Annotated in this window: 11 protein-coding genes; 4 read left to right on the top strand and 7 right to left on the bottom strand. The window is 73.8% G+C overall.

The features are described 5' to 3' along the window. Nucleotides 1–54 precede the first annotated feature (54 nt). The 5 genes from MET2598_RS0126390 to MET2598_RS0126410 form a co-directional block, all read right to left on the bottom strand. Nucleotides 55–2,298: a hybrid sensor histidine kinase/response regulator gene (locus MET2598_RS0126390; RefSeq protein WP_018262907.1), complete on the bottom strand. Its 2,244-nt coding sequence runs from the start codon at nt 2,296–2,298 to the stop codon at nt 55–57. Nucleotides 2,299–2,387: 89 nt separating this feature from the next. Then, nucleotides 2,388–4,073 carry a methyl-accepting chemotaxis protein gene (locus tag MET2598_RS0126395; protein WP_018262908.1) on the bottom strand — a complete coding sequence of 562 codons (1,686 nt, stop codon included), beginning with the start codon at nt 4,071–4,073 and terminating at the stop codon, nt 2,388–2,390. A gap of 23 nt (nt 4,074–4,096) precedes the next feature. Further along, complete coding sequence (locus MET2598_RS0126400; RefSeq protein ID WP_018262909.1) at nt 4,097–4,708, bottom strand: chemotaxis protein CheW; 612 nt, start codon at nt 4,706–4,708, stop codon at nt 4,097–4,099. Beyond that, nucleotides 4,705–6,168 (bottom strand): CheR family methyltransferase, encoded by a 1,464-nt coding sequence (locus tag MET2598_RS0126405; RefSeq protein WP_018262910.1) that lies wholly within the window; start codon nt 6,166–6,168, stop codon nt 4,705–4,707. Before MET2598_RS0126405 ends, MET2598_RS0126400 begins: the two co-directional genes overlap by 4 nt. After that, a complete protein-coding gene (locus MET2598_RS0126410; protein ID WP_012330230.1) occupies nt 6,156–6,647 on the bottom strand; it encodes a chemotaxis protein CheW in 492 nt (163 codons plus the stop codon). Before MET2598_RS0126410 ends, MET2598_RS0126405 begins: the two co-directional genes overlap by 13 nt. Before the next feature lie 351 nt (nt 6,648–6,998). Here MET2598_RS0126410 and MET2598_RS0126415 point away from each other — a divergent pair, with 351 nt between their 5' ends. Then, nucleotides 6,999–8,777, top strand: coding sequence for an acetolactate synthase 3 large subunit (locus MET2598_RS0126415; protein WP_018262911.1), 1,779 nt, complete (start codon nt 6,999–7,001; stop codon nt 8,775–8,777). 18 nt (nt 8,778–8,795) lie between these two features. Beyond that, a complete protein-coding gene (gene ilvN / locus MET2598_RS0126420; protein ID WP_012330228.1) occupies nt 8,796–9,338 on the top strand; it encodes an acetolactate synthase small subunit in 543 nt (180 codons plus the stop codon). Between the two features lie 85 nt (nt 9,339–9,423). Here ilvN and MET2598_RS0126425 read toward each other — a convergent pair whose 3' ends face one another. Next, a complete protein-coding gene (locus tag MET2598_RS0126425) occupies nt 9,424–11,142 on the bottom strand; it encodes an AMP-binding protein (RefSeq protein ID WP_018262912.1) in 1,719 nt (572 codons plus the stop codon). A gap of 156 nt (nt 11,143–11,298) precedes the next feature. After that, on the bottom strand, nt 11,299–12,066 hold the full coding sequence (locus MET2598_RS0126430; protein WP_018262913.1) for an SDR family oxidoreductase: 768 nt from the start codon (nt 12,064–12,066) through the stop codon (nt 11,299–11,301). Nucleotides 12,067–12,294: 228 nt separating this feature from the next. Between MET2598_RS0126430 and MET2598_RS0126435 the strand changes: the two genes are divergently transcribed. Both MET2598_RS0126435 and MET2598_RS0126440 read left to right on the top strand, forming a co-directional pair. Beyond that, nucleotides 12,295–13,497, top strand: a complete 1,203-nt coding sequence (locus MET2598_RS0126435; RefSeq protein WP_018262914.1) for an acetyl-CoA C-acyltransferase — start codon at nt 12,295–12,297, stop codon at nt 13,495–13,497. A gap of 98 nt (nt 13,498–13,595) precedes the next feature. Next, a complete protein-coding gene (locus MET2598_RS0126440; protein ID WP_018262915.1) occupies nt 13,596–15,671 on the top strand; it encodes a 3-hydroxyacyl-CoA dehydrogenase NAD-binding domain-containing protein in 2,076 nt (691 codons plus the stop codon). Nucleotides 15,672–15,723 lie beyond the last annotated feature (52 nt).

Here is a 15,723-nt window from a genome sequence, read left to right on the forward strand (position 1 = left end):
GGGGGTCCGTGGCGCGGCGGGAGCGGAACGGGGGGGCGGGGCGGGCGGACGCGTTCACAGGAGCTGGCCGATCGTGTCGAGCAATTCGCGTTGGTCGAACTTCTGCTTGGTGATGTAGGCATCCGCGCCGAGATCGAGGCCGCGGCGGATGTCCGCGGGGTCGCCGCGGGAGGTCATCAGGATGACCGGCAGGCGCGTCAAGGCGGGATCGGCCTTGATCGCCTGGAGCAGCCCGAATCCGTCGAGGCGGGGCATCTCGACATCCGCCACCACCAGATCCACCTCGGCGTGGTCGCGGCGCAGGCGCTCGAGCGCGTCCTGGCCGTCGACGCAGACGAAGACGCGGTAGCCCTGCGCCTCCAGGATGCTCTTCTCCAGGGTGCGGGTGGTGATCGAATCGTCGACCACCAGGATGGTCCTGCGCCGCCCGGGCGCCTCGGCGCGGGCCGGGGCCGGCGCGACCCGGCCCGCCGTCTCCCCGGCCCGGGCGAGGAGGCCGGCCGGGTCGAGGACGAGGGCCGGGGTCTCGTCCGTGAGCAGGATTGTGCCGGAGAACAGCCCCGCCTCGCCCCCGATCGGCGGCGGCGGGCCGACGAGGCTCGCGCGCACGTCGAGGAGGCGGTCGACGGCGGCGAGGCAGAGGTCGCTGCCGCTGCGCAGCAGCACGCCCCGCAGGAGCCCGTCCTCGACCGGGAGGGTGGCGTCGCCGCCGAGGAGCCCGGCGAGGGGCACGACCGGCACCACCGCGTCGCGGCCGTCGAGGCTGAGCCGGGCCGAGGGCACGCCCGCGACCGGCGCGATCTCCGCCGCCCGCAGCCGCAGCAGCCGCGCGGCGGCGCCGCTCGGGATCGCGTAGACGTGCCCCCCCGCCTCGACGAGGAGGAGCGGCCGGCGCGCCGCCGAGAGCGGCACCACCACGACGACCTCGGCCCCGTGGGGCTGGGCCCGGCGCAGGCGCGCCCGGCCGCGCAGCCGGGCCGCCGCCTCGGCGACGACGGAGAGCCCGACGCCGCGCCCGGAGAGGCGGTCGATCTTGTCGGTGGTCGAGAAGCCGGGCGCGAAGACGAGGCCGAGGGCCTCCCGGGTCGTCGGCCTGGCATCCGGGGCGATCAGGCCCTGGCGGCGGGCCGTCTCGACGATGCGGGCGACGTCCGGGCCGCGCCCGTCGTCGCGCACGGCGAGCACGAGGTCGCCCCCGCGCACGGCGAGCGACAGGGTGACGGTGAGCGCCTCGGGCTTCCCCTTGCGGCGGCGCTCGTCGGGCGGCTCGGCCCCGTGGCTCACCGCGTTGCGCATCAGGTGGAGGACCGGGTCCTTCAGCTCCTGCAGCAGGCTGCGGTCGATCGGGACGTCGAGGCCCTGCAGCCGCACCTCGACGGGAAGGCCCGCCTCGCGGGCGATCTCCCGCACCATCCGCCCGTAGCCGCCGAACACCGTCTCGGCGGGGACGAGGAGCAGGCGGTCGCTGCTCTCGCGCAGGCGTCGCGCCGCCGCCTCGACCGTGCCGGCGGCGCGGTGCTGGTCGCGGGCGAGGCCCGAGACGCCGCGCACCATCACCCGCGCCTCGCCGTCGAGGCGGCGGCCGAGGTCGAGGGCGGCCTCCAGGAGGGCGGCGCCGGGATCCCCCGCCTCGCGCAGGCGCCGCGCCAATGCGGCGACCTCGCCGGTGCGCTCGCGCCACGCGTCGGCGGTCCGGCGCAGGATCCGGCCCTGCCCGTCGAGCGCCGCGAGGGCGCCGCCGATCTCGTCGTGGCCCTGAAGGGCGAGGGAGAGGCCGTGCACCGCCCGCGACAGGCCCTCGACGTCGTCGCTGGCGATGCGCAGGACCGAGAGGGCGGGCTCGGGCGCGGGCTCCGCCTGCGGGGCAGGGGCCGCGGGCGGCGTCGCCGGGGCGGCCTCCCGGGGAGGCGGCGCGGCCGGCGGCTGCAGGCCGAGCGCCCGGTCGAGGGCCGCGGCGGCGTCGGCGGGAAGCGGCGGGTCGGGCGTCTCGGCGAGCCCCGCCGCCATGCCCTCGATCCGGTCGAGGGCGAGCGTCACCGCGGCGAGCGTCGCCGCGTCGAGGGGGTGCGCGCCCTCGACGATGCGGTCGAACAGGGTCTCGAGCCGGTGGGCGATCTCCTCGATCGCCGGCAGGTCGACGGCGCGGGCCGCGCCCTTCAGGCTGTGGGCGCGCCGGAAGACGTCGTTCCAGTCCGGGCCGCGGCCCTCGCGCGCGGCGGCGAGCGCGGCCCGGATCGCCCCGAGATGCTCCCGATGCTCGGCCTCGAAGGCCGCGAGCAGCATGGCGCGGATGTCCATGCGGCGGCCTCAGCCCGCCCGCCCGCGGGCCCCGGCCCGCCCGCGGGCTTCGGCCCGCCCGCGGGGCCCGGCCCGCCAGCCCGGCGCCGTCACAGCCGGTACCGCTGCGCCAGGGCCGTCAGGGCCGTCGCGAGCTCGCTCAGGTTGGCGGCCGCGCTCTCGACCTGCCGGGTGCCCGCCGCGGTCTGCTGGCTCGCCTGCCGGATGTTCTGCAGCGCCCCCATCACCTGCTCGATGCCGAGCTGCTGCTGGTTCGTCGAGGCGACGATCTGCTGGAAGGTCTGCACGCTCTCCTGCACGCGGGCGGTGATCTCCTCGATGGTCGCGTGGGTGGTGTCGGAGCGCTCCTTGCCGAGCGCCACCCGCTTCACCGCCTCCTCGGTCAGCATCACCGAGGCGTTGATGCCCCGCTGGATGTCGCCGAGCAGCGCCCGCACCTGGCCGGTCGCCTCCTTGGCCTGGTCGGCGAGCGCCTTCATCTCGCTCGCCACCACCGCGAAGCTGCGGCCGGACTCGCCCGCGGCGGCCGCCTCGATGGCGGCGTTGAGGGCGAGGAGATGGGTGCGCTCCGAGACGTCGTTCACGGTGGCGATGATCTCGCCGATGGCCTGCGTCTTCTCGCTCAGGGAGACGATGTTGGTCGCCACCGCCTCGCTCTGTTCGCGGATCGCGTCCATGGCGCGGGCAGTCTCGTCGACGGCGCGCAGCCCCGCCTGCGAGGTCTGGGCGGTCGCCTGCGCGGTGGCGATCACCTCCTGGGCGCGCTTGCCGATCTGCGCCCCCGCATGGGTGATCTCGTCGACCGTGGCGGCGGTCTCCTGCACGGCGGCGAACTGCTCCTCGACGCTCGCGGCCTGCTCCTGGGCGGAGGCGCGGATCTCGGCCGCGGCCGCGTTGAGGTTCGCGGTGGCGCCGCGGTTCTGGCTCGCGAGCTCGCGCAGCCCGTCGACCATCTGGTTCAGCACGAGTCCGAGCCGCCCGAACTCGTCCCGGCTCCGGTCGGCGATCCGCCCGGTGAGATCGCCCTCGCCGACCCGGCCGACGAAGGCCATCACGGTCTCGAGCGGATGGGCCACCGAGCGCCGGATCAGGGCGGTGATGACCAGCGCCATCACCACGCAGGTGGCGAGCGCCGCGATGGTCGAGATGCGGCTCTCCTCGTAGACCGCGCCGACCCGGCGCTGCCCCGCGGCGATCGCCTCGTCGAGCGCGTCGCGCGCCGAGACCATGGTGCGCCCGAAGCTCTCCTGCGCCTGATCGAGATCCGTCTCCCCATTCTGCACGGTCGCCACGTCGCCGGCATCGAGGGCCTGGAACTGCCGTTCCGTCCCGGTGCGGATCGCCCGCAATTCGACCCCCGCCGCGGTCAGGATCTCGCCGATCCGCTGCCAGGCGGCGGCCCGGTCGGCGGAGAGGGACTGGCCGCGATACTCGTTGACGTTGGTGATGGCGCTCGCCAGCGCCGTCTCGGCCGCGGTGGCGGCGCGGCGCCAGCCGACCGCCGGCTCCTCCTTGGGCGGCACCTCGCGGTTGAGGGCGCGCAGGAAGTAGCGGGTCGTCGCCTCGTCGCGCAGGTCGCTCATCCGGCGCTGCGCCTCGCGGATTCCTTCCAGCTGGTGCATCACCGCGAGGTCGCGGCTGACGATGAGGTCGGTCGCGCGGCGCACGTCGCCGATCTGGGCGAGGGCGTAGAGGCCGAGCGCCACGATCACCAGGATCACGGCGGTGAAGCCGAGGAGGATGCGGTTCCCGATCGAGATCGACACGCTGGTCACTGGCTCCGGAAGTGAGGGGGGATTCAGGTCCGCGGCGCGGCGCCGAGGAAGGGCTGCAGGAGGGCGGCGAGGTCGAGGAGGGCGAAGCCTTCCCGGAGCGCGAAGCGCTCCGCGTCGGCCGCGTCGGCGCGGGCGTGGCCCGCGACGGCCCGCCCGGGCGGGGCGGGGCCGGGATCCAGGAGCGCGTCGAGCACGGCGAGCGCCCGCTCGACCCGCAGGCCCAGCCGCGGCGCGTCCCGCCGCAGCACCACGAGGTGCGCGCCCGCCTCGGCCGGGAGCGGCGGCAGGTCCAGGGCGGTGGCGAGGTCGAGGATGCTGAGCAGGGCGCCGCCCCGGCCCGAGAGGCCGATCAGGGCCGGCGGCGCGCCGGGCACCGGCGTGCAGGGCCGGAACGGCGCCACCTCGGCCACCGCGTCGAGGGGCAGGGCGAGGCACTCGGTCCCGACCCGGCACAGGAGCACGCGGCGGCGCGCCCGCGTCTCGGCCGGCGCCCGGCCGCGCTCGGCCAGGGCGCGGCTGCGCGCGTCGAGGATCGCCTCGACCCGGGCGGCACCAAGTGCCGCGTCGGCGCCAAGTGTGGCCTCCGCGCCAAGTGCCGCTCCGGGCGCGGCCGTCGGATGAGCCGGACCCGTCACGGCGCCACCGCGTCGAGGAGCGGCCGGGCCGCGTCGGTGAGGCGCGCGGCGGTCAGGCCGTCGCCCTCCGGCAGTTCGGTCTCGGGCGGCAGGGGGGCGGCGAGCCGCAGGGCGTTCTCGACCGCCCGCCGTCCCGCCGCCCCGCGCCCGAGGGCGATCAGGGTCAGGCCGAGATGGTAATGGGCCATGACGAAGCCTTTCTCGAGGTAGATCGCCGCGCGGAAGGCGCGCTCCGCCTCCTCGGGCCGCGCCCGCGCCCGGGCGAGCAGGCCCTCGTAGAAGCGCAGCCGCGCGTCGGTCGGATCGGCCTGCAGGGCCGCCCGGCAGGCCTGCCAGCTCGCGTCGAGATCCCCGGCATCCGCGAGCGCCCGCACGGCGGCGAGCGCCGCGCCGGGCGGGGACTCGCTTGGCGGGGACTCGCTTGGCGGGGACTCGCCTGGCGGGGACTCGCCGGCCGGGGATGCCGGAGGCGCGGGCGGGGGCGACGGTCGCGCCGGGGCGCGGCGGGCCGGGCGCGACGGGGCGGGCGGCGGGACGCGCGGCGGGAAGGATTCCTGGGCCGGTCCGGGCGGGAGCGCCGGGAGAGGGGCCGGCGCCGGGTCCTCCTGCGGCCGCCGGTAGGCGGCGGTGCCGGGCAGGCTCACCGGGCGCAGGATCTCCGCGAAGGCCGGGTTGGGCTCGGCATGTCCGAGCAGCAGCCAGCCGCCGGGGCGCAGCCGCTCGGCCAGCGCCCGCACCACCGCCGTGACCGTGTCGGGATGGAAGTAGATCAGGACGTTGCGGCACAGGATGAGGTCGTAATCCGTGAGCGCGAGCGAGGCCGTGCCGTCGACGAGGTGGAGCAGGTTCTGCGGCTCGAAGCGGGCGAGGCCGCGGAATTCCGGGCGCAGCGCGAAGGTGTTCTCGCGCGCGCCGCGCCGGAAGTAGCGCGCCCGCTCCTCGGCCGAGAGGCTGCGCAGGGCCCAGGCCCCGTACTCGGCCCGGCGCGCGACGGCGAGCACCTCCCGGTTGATGTCCGTGCCGGTGAGCGCGATGCGCCACTCCGCCAGCGCCTCGCCGAGGATCTCGTGCAGCAGGATCGCGAGCGAGTAGGTCTCGGGACCGGTCGAGCAGCCCGCGCTCCAGATCCGCAGCCGCTTCTCCCGCGCCCTCGCGGCGATGCGCTCGGGCAGGATCGTCCGGCGCAGGGCCGCGAACTGCTCCGCGTAGCGGAAGAAGAACGTCTCCCCGATGGTGATCTCGGCTTCGAGCGCCGCCCATTCCTCCTCGCTGGCGCTCAGATGCGCCAGGTAGGCGCCCGCGTCCGGCGCGGCGGCGGCGCGCAGCCGGCCCCGCAGGCGGTCCCAGAGCAGGTCGTCCTTGTCGGCGTAGTAGTGGTGGCCGGTGCGGGCGACGATCGCCGCCTTGAGCGCCGCGAAGGCCGGATCCTCCGTCGGCGCCCGCGGGGTCAGGCGGCCCATTCGGCGAGCCGCTCCTGGGCGAGCCGCGTCTGCGCGTCGAGGCGCGCCCGCTCCTCGGCGAGGAGGATGCGGGACACGGCGAGTTCGTGCAGCAGGCGCCCGCCGCACCGCAATTCCCCGGCGACGCAGCCGTTGAGGGCGGTGCCCTGCGGGAGCGGCGTCACGGCCTCGGGTTCCACGCTGACGAGGTCGTCGACGCGGTCGACCAGGAGGGCGAGCGGCGCCGCCTCGCCCACGAGGAGCAGGTGACGGTAGAGCATCGGCCGGCCGGCGGACGCGCCCGCGAGCCCGAACAGGACCGCGAGGTCGAGCACCGGCACCGCCGCGCCGCCCAGGCTGAAGAAGCCGGCCAGCGCCGCCGGCACCCCGGGCGGGCGCCACAGGCGCGGCAGCGGCAGCACCTCGCGCACGGCCTCGCGCCGCACGGCGCAGCCCGTGCCGGCGACATCGACCACCAGGAAGGCCGCGGCCCCCGCCATTCTCCGCCTACCCGCCAGACACCCGGATGCGGCCGAGATAGGGGAGGGCGCGGGGATTCCCAATGCTCCGCCGCCTCCTGCCCCGAAAGTCGAAGCAGGCTCCGCGGCCGAGGACGCCGGAAAACCGGTTGACCGGCCCGGTCCGGGCGCGTAGGTTCCGCGCCACTTTTCGGGATGGGTCGACGCGACATGCGCGCGGGTCTTATTGTAGGGTGGGCGCCACGGACGGGGCGGGCTTGAGAGACAGCCCGTGAGCCCGCCGGTGGCGCATGCAGGGTCCTTCGGGGCCCTTTTTTATTGCCCGAACCGGCCGCTGCACGAGACGAGACGCGAGCACAAGGAGGGGATCAGATGGGTGCGGCTGAGGTCATGACCGGCGCCGAGATGGTGATCCGGGCGCTGCAGGATCAGGGCGTCGACACGCTGTTCGGCTATCCGGGCGGCGCGGTGTTGCCGATCTACGACGCGCTGTTCCACCAGGACAGCGTCAAGCACATCCTGGTCCGACACGAGCAGGGGGCGGTGCACGCGGCCGAGGGCTACGCGCGCTCCTCGGGCAAGGTCGGCTGCGTCCTCGTCACCTCGGGGCCGGGCGCCACCAACGTCGTCACGGGCCTGACCGACGCGCTCCTCGACTCGATCCCGCTCGTCTGCATCACCGGCCAGGTGCCGACCCACCTGATCGGCTCCGACGCGTTCCAGGAATGCGACACGGTCGGCATCACCCGCAGCTGCACCAAGCACAATTACCTGGTGAAATCGATCGACGACCTGCCGCGCATCCTCCACGAGGCCTTCTACGTCGCCTCGCACGGCCGGCCCGGTCCCGTCGTGATCGACCTGCCGAAGGACGTCCAGTTCGCGAGCGGCCTCTACCGGCGGCCGGTCGAGAACGGCCACAAGACCTACAAGCCGCAGATCCAGGGCGATCGGAGCAAGATCCGGGCGGCCGTGGCCCTGATGGCCGGCGCCCGGCGCCCGGTCTTCTACACCGGCGGCGGCGTGATCAATTCGGGGCCCGAGGCGTCGCGGCTGCTGCGCGAACTCGTCCGCACCACCGGCTTCCCGATCACCTCGACGCTGATGGGGCTCGGCGCCTATCCGGGATCCGACCCGCAGTTCCTGGGCATGCTCGGCATGCACGGGACCTACGAGGCGAACCTGGCGATGCACGAATGCGACGTCATGATCTGCATCGGCGCCCGCTTCGACGACCGCATCACCGGCCGGCTCGACGCCTTCTCGCCCTTCTCCAAGAAGATCCACGTCGACATCGACGCCTCCTCGATCAACAAGAACGTGAAGGCCGATCTCGCCATCCTGGGCGACTGCGCCTCGGTGCTCGCCGACATGCTGGCGGAGTGGCGGGCGATCACGCCGACGCCGGACAAGGGCCGCCTGACCGAGTGGCTGTCGAAGATCAACGGCTGGAAGGCGCGCGAGTGCCTCGGCTACTGGCCCTCCGCTACCACCATCAAGCCGCAGCACGCGGTCCAGCGCCTCTACGAGGCGACCAAGCACCGCGAGACCTACGTCACCACCGAGGTCGGCCAGCACCAGATGTGGGCGGCCCAGTACTACAAGTTCGAGGAGCCGAACCGCTGGATGACGTCGGGCGGCCTCGGCACCATGGGGTACGGCCTGCCGGCCGCGATCGGCGCGCAGCTCGCCCATCCGGGCGCGCTGGTGATCGACATCGCGGGCGAGGCCTCGATCCTGATGAACATGCAGGAGATGTCGACGGCCGTGCAGTACCGCCTGCCGGTCAAGATCTTCATCCTGAACAACGAGTACATGGGCATGGTGCGGCAGTGGCAGGAACTGCTGCACGGCTCGCGCTACTCCGAGAGCTACTCGTCGAGCCTGCCGGATTTCGTGAAGCTGGCCGAGGCCTACGGGGCCAAGGGCATCCGCTGCGAGAGGCCCGGCGACCTCGACGCGGCGATCCAGGAGATGCTGGACTATGACGGCCCGGTGATCTTCGATTGCATCGTCGACAAGACCGAGAACTGCTTCCCGATGATCCCGTCCGGCAAGGCGCACAACGAGATGCTCCTGTCCGACTATCTCGGCGAGACGGGGGCCGATCTCGGCTCGGTGATCGGTGAGGAAGGCAAGGTCCTGGTCTGAGGGCCGCGGGGGAGACCGATGAACGCGATGAACACCCATTACCCCGAGCCGGTCCGGGTCGAGCCGGTCGCCCGCCACACCCTGGCGGTGATCGTCGACAACGAGCCGGGCGTGCTCTCCCGGATCGCCGGCCTGTTCTCCGGCCGCGGCTACAACATCGAGAGCCTGACCGTCTCGGAGACCGAGCACACGCAGCACCTCTCGCGCATCACGATCGTGACGACCGGCACCAACGCCGTGATCGACCAGATCAAGGCCCAGCTCGACCGTCTGGTGCCGGTGCACCGGGTGGTCGACCTGACCCTGCAGGGCGAGTCGCTGGAGCGCGAACTCTGCCTCGTGAAGGTGGTGGGCAAGGGCGAGCACCGGGTCGAGGCGATGCGCCTCGCCTCGTCCTTCGGCGCCCGCACCCTCGACGCGACGCTCAATTCCTTCGTGTTCGAGCTCACCGGCTCCACCGACGAGATCGAGCGCTTCATCAGGCTGATGTCGGAGATCGGCCTCGTCGAGATCTCGCGCACCGGCGTCGCCGCGATGAGCCGCGGCGCCGAGCCGATGTAGGGCGGGATGCGGGATCGCCGCCTGCCCACGCGGCAGGCGGGCCCGGCGCCTGCCGTGCCGCGCGGATCCCGCCCCGCCGGCGCGGTCAGAACAGCTTGCGCAGCTCGCTCTTGAGGATCTTGCCGCTCGGATTGCGCGGCAGGATCTCCTCGTGGAAGAGGATGCGCACCGGCACCTTGAAGGCGGCGAGCCGCGCGGCCACGAAGGCGCGCAGCTCCTCCTCGGAGGCGTTCTCGCCGCGCGCCAGCGCCACCACCGCGGCCGGCTCCTCGCCGAGGGTCGGGTGCGGGACCGCCACCACGGCCGCGTCGACCACCGCCGGGTGCTCGTGCAGGGCGTTCTCGACCTCGCAGCAATAGATGTTCTCGCCGCCGCGGATCAGCATGTCGCGGGCCCGGTCCACGATGGTGAGGAACCCCTCCGCATCCATCCGGGCGAGGTCGCCGGTCGCGAGCCAGCCGTCGCGGAAGGATGCCGCCGTCTCGTCCGGGCGGTTCCAGTAGCCCGCCACCACGTTGGGCCCCTTCACCTGCAGCTCCCCGACCTCGCCGGGCGGCAGGACGCGGCCCTCCGGATCGACGATCCGCGCCTCGCCGATCGGCAGCGGCGGGCCGCAGCTGTCCGGGCGGTGGAGGTAATCCTCGCCCATGTGGTGCGTGAAGGTGGCGGAGGTCTCGGTCATGCCCCAGCCGGTCGCGGGCGTCGTCCGCGGGAAGGCCGCGCGCAGGCGGCGGACCAGCTCGGCGGGCGCCGGGGCCCCCCCGTAGGTGATCGTCTCCAGGGAGGACAGGTCGTGCGTCCCGGCGGCCCAGCCGTCGAGGAGCTGCCAAGCGATGGTCGGCACGCCGCCCGCGCTGGTGCAGCGCTCGCGCGCGATCAGGTCGAGGGCCTGGGCGAGGTCCCAGCGCCGCATCAGGACGAGGCGCCCGCCGCGGTGGAGGTTGGTGACCAGAGTCGCGAAGCAGCCGGTGACGTGGAAGAACGGCACCGAGACCAGCGCCACCTTCTGGGGCGCCGCGGGATCCGCGACCGGGACCGGCTCGCCCCGGCGCAGGGCCGCCCGGGCGGCCGAGTAGGGATGGGCCAGGACCGCGCAGGCGCCGTTGCGGTGGGTGCCCATGGCGCCCTTGGGCCGGCCCGTCGTCCCCGACGTGTAGAACAGGGTCGCGAGGTCGTCGGGCGCGAGCGGCACGTCCGGCACCGTGCCGGGCGGGAGCGCGGCCCAGGCCGCGACGGGCCCGATGATCTCCCGGAGGCTCTCCGCATCCGGCGCCTCGCCCCGGGCGAGGAGCACGCGCCGGAGATCCGGGCAATCCTGCCGCCGCTCCGCGAGGCGCGCGAGGCGCTCCGCGTCCACCACCGCCACGCTGGCGCCGCAATCGGCCAGGGCGTAGGCGAGTTCGGGACCGGTCCACCACCCGTTGAGGGGCGCCGCCACCGCGCCCGCCAGCAGCGCGGCGAAGAAGGCGACCGGCCATTCGGGCAGGTTGCGCATCGCGATGGCGACCCGGTCGCCCGGGCGGACGCCGCCGCGGATCAGGTCGGCCGAGAGCGCCAGCACCGCCCGCGCGAAGGCCTCGAAACTCGCCCTGTCGTCCTCGTAGACCAGGAAGGTCTTCTCGCCGTGGCGGCGGCCGACCAGCAGGATGTCGCGCAGGGTCGGGGGCGCGGCGGCCCAGATCCGGGTCGGCACGCCGCGGATCACCGCCTCGTCCACCGCGAAGGGCGAGCCCGGCGCGGTCAGCCGCGCGGTCGCCTCGGCGAAGGAGAGCGCGGGCCAGGCAGGAGATTCTGTCATCGGCATCTCGGGATCAGTGATCCGACATCCGACGGATTGCGTCGCGATGCGGATGTCGGCTTCGCTCAAGTGCCGCGGGGGCTCGTCATGCGCTGTCCGGACGTGATCGCCCGGAGAGCGTATGACACGGGACAGGCCGCGCGGCGAGGGCCCGCCTCGCCGTCACGTGATGGTCTGGCCGCCGTCGATCACGATGCTCTGGCCGGTCATGAAGGCCCCGGCGGGACTTGCCAGGAACACCGCCGCGCCCGCGATCTCGTCCGGCTGGCCGATCCGCCCGAGCGGGGTGCGGGCCGTGTAGGCGGCGCGGCTCGCCGGGTCCTCCCAGAGGGCGCGGGCGAAGTCGGTCTGGATCAGGCCCGGCGCGAGGCAATTGACCCGCACGTTGTGGGGGCCGAGCTCCACCGCGAGGTTGCGGGCGAGCTGGAAATCGGCGGCCTTGGAGATGTTGTAGGCGCCGATCACGCCGGAGCCCTTCAGCCCGCCCACCGACGACACGATGATGATCGCCCCGTCCCGCCGCGCGATCATCCCGGGCGCGCAGAAGCCGATCAGCCAGTGGTTGGCCACCACGTTGTTGTCGAGGATCTTGCGGAAGGCCTCGTCGCTGATCCCGCTCATCGGCCCGTAATAGGGGTTCGAGGCGGCGTTGCAGACCAGCACGTCGATGCGGCCGAAGCGCTCCTCCGTGCGGCGCGCGAGGCGCTCGAGGTCGGCCTTCGACGAGATGTTGGCCGGCACCACGACGGCCCGCTCCTCCCCGTGCCGCGCGTTGATCGCCTCCGCCACCGCCCGGCAGGCCTCCTCCTTGCGCGAGGAGACCACGACCCGCGCGCCGTGCTCGGCGAGGCGCTCCGCGATGGCGCGGCCGATGCCGCGCGAGGAGCCGGTCACCACGGCGACGCGGCCGGTCAGATCGAACAGCGGCACGGGCCTCCCTCCAAATTCTCTCGCCAAATTCTCTTGCGTTTTGCCCGGACCTTAGCTCTCAATGGCGATTAAGCAAGCCGTGTTTTCGAAAAGCGCGGCGGCGGGGATCCGGTCGCCGAGGGAACGGCCGGGGTTTCGGGCCTTGCGGCGCCATACCCATTCCCCGATAACAGCCAGGGCGCCCGGCCCGCCGCCTCTGCGGAAGCCGGCCCGAGGAGGAAACTGGAGATGCGGGAAGCCGTCATCGTCGCGACCGCGCGCACGCCCATCGGCAAGGCCTACCGGGGCGCCTTCAACGACACCCAGGCTCAGGCGCTCGGCGGCCACGCGATCGCCGCCGCGGTGGCGCGGGCCGGCATCGACCCGGCCGAGGTCGGCGACGTGGTGATGGGGGCGGCGCTCCAGCAGGGCTCCACGGGGTCCAACATCGCCCGGCAGGCGGCCCTGCGGGCGGGCCTGCCCGCGAGCGTCGCCGGCATGAGCCTGGACCGGCAATGCGCCTCGGGCCTGATGGCGATCGCCACCGCCGCCAAGGAGATCGTGGCGGACGGGCTCGACGTCGCGGTGGGCGGCGGCCTCGAATCGATCTCGCTCGTGCAGAACGACCGGATCAACCGCTTCCGCGGGGCCGATCCCTGGCTCGTGGAGCGGGTGCCGGCGCTCTACATGACGATGATCGAGACGGCCGAGACCGTGGCGGAGCGCTACGGGATCGACCGCGCGGCGCAGGACGCCTACGCCCTGCAATCCCAGAGGCGGACCGCCGAGGCCCAGGCGGCCGGACGCTTCGCCGACGAGATCGTGCCGCTCGCCACCCGCATGACCGTGACCGACAAGGCGACCGGCGAGACCGCCTCGCGGGAGGTCACCCTGGCGCAGGACGAGGGCAACCGGCCGCAGACGCGTCCGGAGGACCTCGCCGCCCTCAAGCCCGTGTTCAAGGACGGCCAGCGGGTGAAGGAGGGGCGCTTCGTCACCGCCGGCAATGCGAGCCAGCTCTCGGACGGCGCCTCGGCGAGCGTCCTGATGGAGGCCCGCGAGGCCGAGCGGCGGGGCCTGCAGCCGCTCGGGGCCTACCGGGGCATGGCGGTGGCGGGCTGTAACCCCGACGAGATGGGCATCGGCCCGGTCTTCGCGGTGCCCAAGCTGCTGCGCCAGCACGGCCTCTCGGTCGAGGACATCGACCTCTGGGAGCTGAACGAGGCCTTCGCCTGCCAGGTGCTCTACTGCCGCGACCGGCTCGGCATCCCGGACGAGCGGCTGAACGTGAACGGCGGCGCCATCAGCATCGGCCACCCCTACGGCATGTCGGGCGCCCGGATGACCGGGCACATCCTGCTGGAAGGCCGCCGCCGCGGCGCCAAGTACGGGGTGGTGACGATGTGCGTCGGCGGCGGCATGGGGGCGGCCGGCCTGTTCGAGATCTATTGAGGCGTTCGGAACGAGGCCCGTCGGGCGAGGTCGGGACGGCGCCCCGCGCCGGCGGACCGGCTCGACGCGGTCGCAATGCGCTCGGAGGACAATTCGCGATGACTGAAGCCACCCCCGTCTCCGAGAGCCGCGAGGGCGCGGTCGCGGTCCTGACGCTGCAATCGGGAGCCGTGAACGCGCTCGGGACGGCGTTGCGCGAGGGCATCGCGGCGGCGCTGGCCCGCGCCGAGGCCGATCCCGCCGTGACGGCGATCGTGCTGATCGGCGGCGGGCGGATGTTCTCCGCGGGGGCCGACATCACCGAGTTCGGCACGCCGCCGCGCGGCATCTCCCTGCCGGACCTCCTCGACCGGATCGAGGCCGCGACGAAGCCGGTCGTCGCGGCGATCCACGGCAACGCCCTCGGCGGCGGGCTCGAGACGGCGCTCGCCTGCCACTACCGGGTGGCGGTGCCCTCCGCGAAGGTCGGGCTGCCGGAGGTCAAGCTCGGCATCCTGCCGGGCGCGGGCGGCACGCAGCGCCTGCCGCGCATCGTCGGGCCCCGCAAGGCGCTCGAGGTGATCGTCGGCGGCGCCCCGCTCGGCGCCGGGCAGGCCGCCGCGATGGGGCTGATCGACGAGCTCGCCCCCGAGGAGGGCCTGCGCGCCCACGCGGTCGCCTTCGCGCAGCGCGTCGTCGCCCAGGGGCGGCCGCTCACCAAGATCCGCGACCGCGACGAGCGCCTCGCCGAGGGCCGCGACGCGCCCGGCCTGTTCGACGCCTTCCGGAAGGAGAATGCCCGCAGGATGCGCGGCTTCGAGGCGCCGGAGGCCTGCATCGCCTGCGTCGAGGCCGCCTGCCGCCTGCCCTTCCCGCAGGGCCTCGCCTTCGAGCGCGAGCAGTTCCTGAAGCTCGTCTCCGGGAGCCAATCCGCCGCGCAGCGCTACGTCTTCTTCGCCGAGCGCCAGACCGCCAAGATCCCGGACGTGCCCGAGGACACCCCGACCCGCCCGATCGCCCGGGTCGGGGTGATCGGTGCCGGCACCATGGGCGGCGGCATCGCGATGAACTTCCTCAATGCCGGCATCCCGGTGACCATCGTGGAGGCCAAGCGCGAGGCCCTCGACCGCGGCCTCGCGGTGATCCGCAGCAATTACGAGAACACCGCCAGGAAGGGCCGCCTGCGGCCCGAGGACGTCCAGACCCGCATGGGCCTCCTCGCCGACACGCTGGCGATCGAGGATCTGAAGGACTGCGACCTCATCATCGAGGCCGTGTTCGAGGACATGGGCATCAAGAAGGAGATCTTCTCCAAGCTCGACCGCGTCGCCAAGCCGGGCGCGATCCTGGCCTCGAACACCTCCTACCTCGACATCGACGAGATCGCCTCGGTGACGGGCCGCCCCGCCGACGTGATCGGCATGCACTTCTTCTCGCCCGCCAACGTCATGCGGCTGCTCGAAGTGGTGCGCGGGGCGAGGACCGCCAAGGACGTGATCGCCACCGCGATGCAGGTCGGCCGCAAGGTCGGCAAGATCGCCGTGCTGGTCGGCGTCTGCCACGGCTTCGTCGGCAACCGCATGCTGGCCGAGCGCCAGCGCGAGGCGAACCGGCTGATCCTGGAGGGCGTCACGCCCTGGGACGTGGACCGGGTGATCTACGAATTCGGCCTGCCGATGGGCCCCTTCGCGATGAGCGACCTCGCGGGCCTCGACATCGGCTGGAGCCGGGAGACCAACCGCTCGGAGAGCGTGCGCGACCTCCTCTGCGAGATCGACCGGCGCGGGCAGAAGACCGGGGCGGGCTTCTACGACTACGACGCCAAGCGCAAGGCCTCGCCGTCGCCGGTCACCGAGGAGATCATCGCCAGGGTCGCGGCCCGGCAGGGCGTGGCGCGCAAGCCCGCCTCCGACCAGGAGATCCTGGAGCGCTGCCTCTACCCGATGGTCAACGAGGGCGCGAAGATCCTCGACGAGGGCAAGGCGATCCGCGCCTCCGACATCGATATCGTCTGGATCAACGGCTACGGCTGGCCGGTCTATCGCGGCGGCCCGATGTTCTGGGCGGACGGCATCGGCCTGCCGACGGTGCTGGAGCGCCTGCGCGCCTACCAGGCGGAGTACGGCGACGCCTTCGCGCCCTCGCCCCTGCTGGAGCGGCTCGCCGCCGAGGGGAAGGGGTTCCGGGATCTCTGACGGGCGGCCCCCGCGGCCCGGCCAGCCGGGCGGCAAGCCCGGCAACCACACG

Source organism: Methylobacterium sp. WSM2598, from assembly GCF_000379105.1.
Lineage (GTDB): Bacteria > Pseudomonadota > Alphaproteobacteria > Rhizobiales > Beijerinckiaceae > Methylobacterium.

What these genes read in the sequence shown, in the direction of transcription:
- MET2598_RS0126390 (WP_018262907.1), bottom strand. Translation starts at nt 2,298, where the DNA reads ATGGACATCCGCGCCATGCTGCTCGCGGCCTTCGAGGCCGAGCATCGG.
- MET2598_RS0126405 (WP_018262910.1), bottom strand. Translation starts at nt 6,168, where the DNA reads ATGGGCCGCCTGACCCCGCGGGCGCCGACGGAGGATCCGGCCTTCGCG.
- MET2598_RS0126410 (WP_012330230.1), bottom strand. Translation starts at nt 6,647, where the DNA reads ATGGCGGGGGCCGCGGCCTTCCTGGTGGTCGATGTCGCCGGCACGGGC.
- MET2598_RS0126415 (WP_018262911.1), top strand. Translation starts at nt 6,999, where the DNA reads ATGGGTGCGGCTGAGGTCATGACCGGCGCCGAGATGGTGATCCGGGCG.
- ilvN (WP_012330228.1), top strand. Translation starts at nt 8,796, where the DNA reads ATGAACGCGATGAACACCCATTACCCCGAGCCGGTCCGGGTCGAGCCG.
- MET2598_RS0126425 (WP_018262912.1), bottom strand. Translation starts at nt 11,142, where the DNA reads ATGCCGATGACAGAATCTCCTGCCTGGCCCGCGCTCTCCTTCGCCGAG.
- MET2598_RS0126435 (WP_018262914.1), top strand. Translation starts at nt 12,295, where the DNA reads ATGCGGGAAGCCGTCATCGTCGCGACCGCGCGCACGCCCATCGGCAAG.
- MET2598_RS0126440 (WP_018262915.1), top strand. Translation starts at nt 13,596, where the DNA reads ATGACTGAAGCCACCCCCGTCTCCGAGAGCCGCGAGGGCGCGGTCGCG.